The organism is Pseudomonas sp. 05N434, assembly GCF_056396965.1.
Window position 1 is genome coordinate 1 of sequence record NZ_JBFTMK010000286.1, and the last position, 6,411, is coordinate 6,411.

The 6,411-nt window shown below is 61.1% G+C and carries 5 protein-coding genes; 2 read left to right on the forward strand and 3 right to left on the reverse strand.

Translation table 11 applies throughout. The features are described 5' to 3' along the window. A partial coding sequence (gene ggt / locus AC1DLB_RS18045; RefSeq protein WP_477785385.1) for a gamma-glutamyltransferase occupies positions 1 to 1,327 on the reverse strand: 1,327 nt, incomplete at its 3' end. Between the two features lie 152 nt (positions 1,328 to 1,479). Between ggt and AC1DLB_RS18050 the strand changes: the two genes are divergently transcribed. After that, positions 1,480 to 1,995 (forward strand): methylated-DNA--[protein]-cysteine S-methyltransferase, encoded by a 516-nt coding sequence (locus tag AC1DLB_RS18050; protein ID WP_064616882.1) that lies wholly within the window; start codon positions 1,480 to 1,482, stop codon positions 1,993 to 1,995. Between the two features lie 30 nt (positions 1,996 to 2,025). On the opposite strand, the gene AC1DLB_RS18055 is transcribed toward AC1DLB_RS18050, so the two are convergent. Continuing rightward, positions 2,026 to 2,901 carry a LysR family transcriptional regulator gene (locus AC1DLB_RS18055; RefSeq protein ID WP_477785386.1) on the reverse strand — a complete coding sequence of 292 codons (876 nt, stop codon included), beginning with the start codon at positions 2,899 to 2,901 and terminating at the stop codon, positions 2,026 to 2,028. Positions 2,902 to 3,015: 114 nt separating this feature from the next. On the opposite strand from AC1DLB_RS18055, the gene AC1DLB_RS18060 reads away from it, so the two are divergent. After that, positions 3,016 to 4,233: a YbfB/YjiJ family MFS transporter gene (locus AC1DLB_RS18060; protein ID WP_477744326.1), complete on the forward strand. Its 1,218-nt coding sequence runs from the start codon at positions 3,016 to 3,018 to the stop codon at positions 4,231 to 4,233. 21 nt (positions 4,234 to 4,254) lie between these two features. Here the strand turns inward: AC1DLB_RS18060 and AC1DLB_RS18065 are convergent, their stop codons facing one another. Then, on the reverse strand, positions 4,255 to 6,066 hold the full coding sequence (locus AC1DLB_RS18065) for an ABC transporter ATP-binding protein (RefSeq protein WP_477744327.1): 1,812 nt from the start codon (positions 6,064 to 6,066) through the stop codon (positions 4,255 to 4,257). Between the last annotated feature and the right edge of the window lie 345 nt (positions 6,067 to 6,411).

The window sequence follows — 6,411 nt, forward strand, 5'->3', positions numbered from 1 at the left end:
TGCCAGGGGCGATGGCATTGGCTTCGCCCTGCACCAGGCCGTACATGTTCGGCACGCCGATTTTCGAGGTGAAGTCGTCCATTTCATCATTGAGGATGACCCCGGTTTTGCTCGCCATCACACCGGCGCCGAACCAGTCGTTGAGGGTGTAGGTCACCGATACCGCGTTGCCCCATTTGTCGACGATCGAGTAATGGGTGGTGTTACTGCCTTCGTGGGGCGCTACGCCAGGTTTGAGCTCGCGGGACACGCCGGCCTTTTGCGGATCGATGGCGGCGCGGATTTTGGTCGCGTAGTTTTTATCCAGCAAATGGGCGATCGGATTTTTCACGAAATCCGGGTCGCCGAGGTAGCTGTTGCGGTCCACATACGCGTGGCGCATCGCTTCGATCTGGTAGTGCATGGCCTGCGCCGAGCGGTAGCCGAGGTCTTTCATCGGGTAGCCGTCGAGGATGTTCATGATCTCGCAGATCACCACACCGCCGGAGCTTGGCGGCGGCGCCGAGACCACGTGGTAGCCGCGGTAGTCGCACTCGATGGGTGCCAGTTCGCGGGTCTGGTATTTGTCGAGGTCGGCCTGGGTGATGATGCCCTTGTTGGCCTGGCTGGAGGTGACAATAGCGTCGGCCACCCAGCCTTTATAGAAACCGTCGGCGCCCTTCTCGGAAATTTCCCGCAGGGTTTTGCTCAAGTCTTTTTGCACGAGTTTCTGCCCGACCTGCATCGGCTCGCCATTGCTCAGGAAGATCGAGCCCGAGTCGCGCATGTCTTTCTTGAAGACGTCTGTGGCGTACTCCAGCAAATCGACATCGCCCTGCTCCAGCACAAAACCGTCTTCGGCAAGCTTGATCGCAGGGGCGATCACTTCCTTGCGGGGTTTGGTGCCGAATTTCTTCAGCGCCAGCTCCATGCCAGACACAGTGCCCGGCACGCCGACGGCCAAGTGGCCGCGGGTGCTGAGATCAGGGATGACGTTGCCCTGTTTGTCGAGGTACATGTCGGCCGTGGCGGCCAGGGGCGCTTTTTCACGGAAGTCGAGGAAGGTCTTGCGCCCGTCCGCCAATTGAATCGTCATGAAGCCGCCGCCGCCCAGGTTGCCTGCAGCGGGGTACACCACCGCCAGCGCATAACCCACCGCGACCGCCGCATCGACAGCATTGCCGCCATTCTTGAGGACATCGACGCCAACGTGGCTGGCCAGATGCTGGGCGGTGACGACCATGCCATTTTCGGCCGCGACCGGGGCGACGGAGGCCGCATGGGCCATCAGGCAGCTCAGCGCCAATGAGGTCGCCATGAGCGATTTGGCAAAAGGTTCGAACTTCATGGGTCGGTCTCTTTTTTGTTTTTAGGCTCTGTGGAAAAACAGAGGGAACGGTTCAAAAGCAGTTGGCAAGTATGGCTGCTATTGCGTATTGCGCCTCCCCGGCGAGGCAGTATGCTGGGCCCCTGTTCAGCACGTGTGCGGAGTCCGCCGGCATGACCTACACCTTCACCACCCTGGCGTCGCCGGTCGGCGAGTTGAAGCTGGTCGCGAAAGGCACGCGTCTGGCGGCCATCCTCTGGGAAAACGACAAACCCGGCCGGGTAAGACTGGGGCCGATGAGTGAAGCGGCGGACAACCCGATCCTGATACGCGCCGCACAGCAGTTGCGGGAATACTTTGCCGGCACGCGTAATCAGTTCGAGCTGGAACTGGACTTTGCCGGGACGGACTTTCAGAAGCAGGTGTGGCAGGCATTGCTGACGATTCCGTTTGGCGAGACGCGCAGCTACAGCGAGATAGCCCGGCAGATCGGCAATCCCAGCGCGGTTCGGGCAGTGGGCGCGGCCAACGGCAAAAATCCGATATCGATTGTCGCGCCGTGTCATCGGGTGATTGGGGCGTCGGGGAAATTGACGGGGTTCGCCGGGGGGCTTGAGGCGAAAGAACGGTTGCTGACGCTGGAAGGCTGTGAATGGTCGGGGGCCGGCAGGATGGGGGATTTGTTTTGACTGAATGGGCACCGACACGAGCAGCCTGACTTATTCATTCTCCAGTGCAAACGCCTCGACAATCTGCTCAATCACCGCCCGCACCCGCGCGGTGTGGCGCAGGTCCGCATGGGTCACCAGCCACACTTCATACGGCAGCGGGCGTGTGCGTTCCGGCCAGAGCCTGACCAGCCCATCGCGCTCGCCCATGTACACCGGGATCTCCCCCACCCCGAGACCTGCGGCAATCGAACGACGCACCAGCAGGCTGGAACTCAGGCTGGCGACAATCCGCCCACGGCTCAGGGGTTCCGAGACCAGGGTCATGTTCTTGTTGCCCTGCAAGTACGGCTGATACACCACCAGATCATGCCCCTCGAAGGCCGAGCCCGGTTGCGGCATGCCGTTGGCCTCGACATAACTTCGCGAGGCGAACAGCCCCACCGGCCAGCGCGCGATGCGCCGGGCGATCAGGTCGGGGTTGTCCGGCCGGGTGTTGCGCACGGCGATGTCGGCTTCACGCTTGGCCAGGCTGAGGATTTGCGTGGAGGCGTCCAACTGCACCCGCACGTCGGGGTGCACCGCATGCAAACGAGCGATGGCCGGGATCAGAAAATCGATGGCTAGAGAATCGGTAGTGCTGACGCGCACATTGCCGATCAATCGTTCGTCTAGGCCCTGAATCTGTCGCTCCAGCTCAAATGCCGAGTGCTCCATCTTTTCCACGGATTGCAACGCCGCTTCGYCGACCGCTGTCAGCGCATAGCCCTCGGAGGTGCGCAGAAACAGAGTCGCGCTCAACGATTTTTCCAGCGCGGCGATTCGCCGGCCGACGGTTGCCTGATCGATCTTCAGCACCCGTGCCGCGCCGCGTAGCGTCGATTCGCGACAAACCGCCAAAAACACTCGCGCATCATCCCAATTCATGGCGTTTCCTGTAGTGATGCATATACGCATCATCGTAGCGAGAAATCGCAGCAATATTGCATCAGCGTTCCTCGATATGCTGGAGGCCAAGCACAATTTCACAGGACCGCTCCCATGCACAGCACATCCCTCGACACTGGGCGCAGCGCGATCTGGCTGCCGATCTTCGCCGGCCTCTGCGCCAGCCTGGTCAGTATTGGTCTGGCGCGTTTTGCCTACACGCCGTTGATACCGTCGTTGATTCAGGCCCAGTGGTTTTCCGCCAGCGACGTGGTGTACCTCGGCGCCGCCAATCTGGTGGGCTACTTGATCGGCGCACTGATCGGCCATCCGCTGGCCCGTCGCACATCCAACAAAGCCGCTTTGCGGATGATGATGCTGGCGGTGACACTAGCCTTTTTTGCCTGTGCCTTTCCGTTATCGGTGAGTTGGTTCTTCGGTTGGCGATTGCTGTCGGGGATTGCCGGTGGCGCGATCATGGTGCTGGTGGCGGCGACCGTATTGCCCCATGTGCCCGCCTCGCGCCGAGGCCTGGCCAGCGGTGCGATTTTCCTGGGCATCGGCTTGGGCATCGCCGGCTCAGGCACCCTCGTTCCGCCACTGCTGAGCCTTGGCTTACAGAACACTTGGCTTGGGCTCGGCGCCTTGGCCTTGATTCTGACCGCCGCCAGCTGGTTTGGCTGGCCGTCATCCGTTGCCAATGAAACGGCTGCACCGCACGCTCAGTACACCAAATCGCCGTTTGATCCCAACCTTTATCTGCTGTTTGCACAGTACGCGTTCATGGCTGCCGGGCTGGTGCCAGCCATGGTGTTTCTGGTGGATTACGTGGCACGCGGTCTCGGTGCCGGGCCCCATGTCGGTGCACTGATCTGGGTGATGTACGGCCTCGGCGCGATAGTCGGGCCGGTGAGTTATGGCTTTCTGGCCGATCAACTGGGGGCGAAGCTGAGCATCCGCGTGGTCCTGGTGGTACAGGCGATTGCCGTCGGCCTGCTGGCTATATCGAGTTCGTTCACCGCCCTGGCCCTGCTGGCAGTCATCCTCGGTTCGTTCCCACCGGGCATCGTGCCGCTGGCGCTGGCCCGGGTGCATGAGCTGGTGCCACAACACCATCACCAGCAAGTGGCCTGGAGCCGCGCCACGGTTTCATTCGCAACCTTTCAGGCCATCGCCGGGTTTGCCTACTCGGCGCTGTTCAACGCCAGCGGCGGTCATCACGGGTTACTGTTCGTCATCGCGGCCGGGGCCATCGTCGTCGCGCTCTTGCTGGAACAGGCTTTGCGCTTGCTGAACCTGCGCGACCGGATGATGCCGGTGGGTTGTTCATGATCGCGCAACCCAAGTTTGCGGCTATCGATAACCACGCGCCTGCACGTTGAACAACTGCGCATAGCGCCCACCCGCCGCGACCAGGCTGTCGTGATCGCCTCGCTCAAGGATCGACCCCTGGTCCAGCACGATGATGTGGTCGGCATTGCGCACGCTGGAGAAGCGGTGAGAAATCAGCAACGTCATGCGCCCTTCGGTGTGTTGGCTGAAATGCTCGAACACCGCCGCTTCCGCCGCCGGATCCAGGGCCGAGGTCGGTTCGTCCAGGATCAGGATATCGGCGTCGCGGCGCATGTAGGCGCGAGACAAGGCGATCTTCTGCCATTGCCCACCGGACAGTTCCTGCCCACCGGCAAACCATCGCCCCAACTGCGTGGCATAACCACGATCCAGACGCTCGATGAAGGGCGCAGCCATACCCTCGGCGGCCGCTTGCTGCCAACGGGTTTCATCGTTGAACGCCAGGGTGTCRCCCACACCAATGTTCTCGCCGACGGAGAACTGGTAGCGAATGTAGTCCTGGAAAATCACGCCGATGCGCCGTCTCAGCGCCTCTTCTTCCCAGGCCTGCAAATCACTGCCATCCAACAAAATGCGGCCCTGATCAGGGCGATACAACCGCGTCAGCAACTTGATCAGCGTGGTTTTACCCGAGCCGTTTTCCCCCACCAGCGCGACACTGTGTCCGGGCAACAGATGCAGATCGATGCCCTGCAAAGCAGCGCGGCTCGCCCCCGGATAACGGAAACCGACACTCTCGAAACGCAACCCATCGCCGGGCACCGCACCCACTGTAAGGCTTCCGGCATCGGCCACCACCGGTTCGGCCAGATACTCATAGAGGCTCGACAGGTAAAGACCATCCTCATAGAGACCGCTGATCGCGCTCAAGCTGCTGCTCACCGCCGTCTGCCCCTGCTTGAACAGCACCAGGTACATGGTCATTTGCCCGAGGCTGATGCTGCCGTGAACGGTATCGACCACAACCCACGCATAGGCCAGATAAAACGCCGCGGTGCCCAGCAGTCCCAGCACAAATCCCCAGCCATCGCGACGCAACGTCAGGCGCCGGTCTTCGGCGTAGAGACAAGCAAACGTGTCCCGATAACGCTGCAACAACAGCGGCGCGAAGCCAAACAGCTTCACCTCTTTGATGTAGCCCTCATGGGAGAGCAGTGTCTCGATGTAGTTCTGCTGCCGACTCTCCGGCGCCCGGCGCGTGAACAGCCGAAAGGCATCCCCGGAAAAGTGCGCTTCAGCAAAGAACACCGGCAATGCCCCGACCACCAGCAGTACCAGCGCCCAGGGCGAAAAATGCACCAGCAACACGCCAAAGCTGATCAACACGATCAGGTTCTGGATCAGCCCCAGCGACTTCATCACCAGCGCCAATGGCCGGGTCGATGCCTCGCGCCGCACCCGAACCAGCTTGTCGTAGAACTCGGAGTTCTCGAACTGCACCAACGATAACGTCTGGGCCTTCTCCAGAATCATCGTGTTGACCTTCTGCCCCAACTGCACCCGCAACAGCGACTGCTGCACCGACAGCGCGCGCTGCGTCCCGGACAGCAACGCAAGCACACCCGCTTCAAACAGCACATAGCGCACAACCGGCCACAACGGTGCGCTGCCCTGTTGCGCGTGCAACTGCATCGCGGTCACTACCGCGTCGACAATCCGCTGCCCCAACCAGGCTGCCAGTGCCGGCAGCACACCAGCGATCAGCGTCGCCAGCACCAACCCCAGAAACAGCCCGCGGGACGTACCCCAGACCAGCAACAAGGCACGCCTCGCCTGGTCGAGCAAAGAGGCGAAACGGGTAAGGACAGGCATGGGCGATGGACTCGGTGGYGGATGTAAAGGGGCGCTGCAGGTCATACTGTATGGGGAATGAGCGACGCCCGCTTTACGTGGATATGAGGTGATAAGCCTCGCCTCGCCCATAGGAAAAACATCTAAAAAAGTATCGTCGCTCACCACGTTTTAGCGCTTTGCTATGAGGAGTCAACGCCTATCGGGATTGGAAGACGAACCTGAACGTCCAACCAATGTGCCCCACTCCATCACCGGGAGCAGAACATGAAAATCACCCCCTACCTGATCTTCAACGGCGACTGCCAGGACGCCTTCAACTTCTACGCCAAAAGCCTGCCTGGCCAGATCGAAGTCATGATGACC

What these genes read in the sequence shown, in the direction of transcription:
- AC1DLB_RS18050 (WP_064616882.1), top strand. Translation starts at nt 1,480, where the DNA reads ATGACCTACACCTTCACCACCCTGGCGTCGCCGGTCGGCGAGTTGAAG.
- AC1DLB_RS18060 (WP_477744326.1), top strand. Translation starts at nt 3,016, where the DNA reads ATGCACAGCACATCCCTCGACACTGGGCGCAGCGCGATCTGGCTGCCG.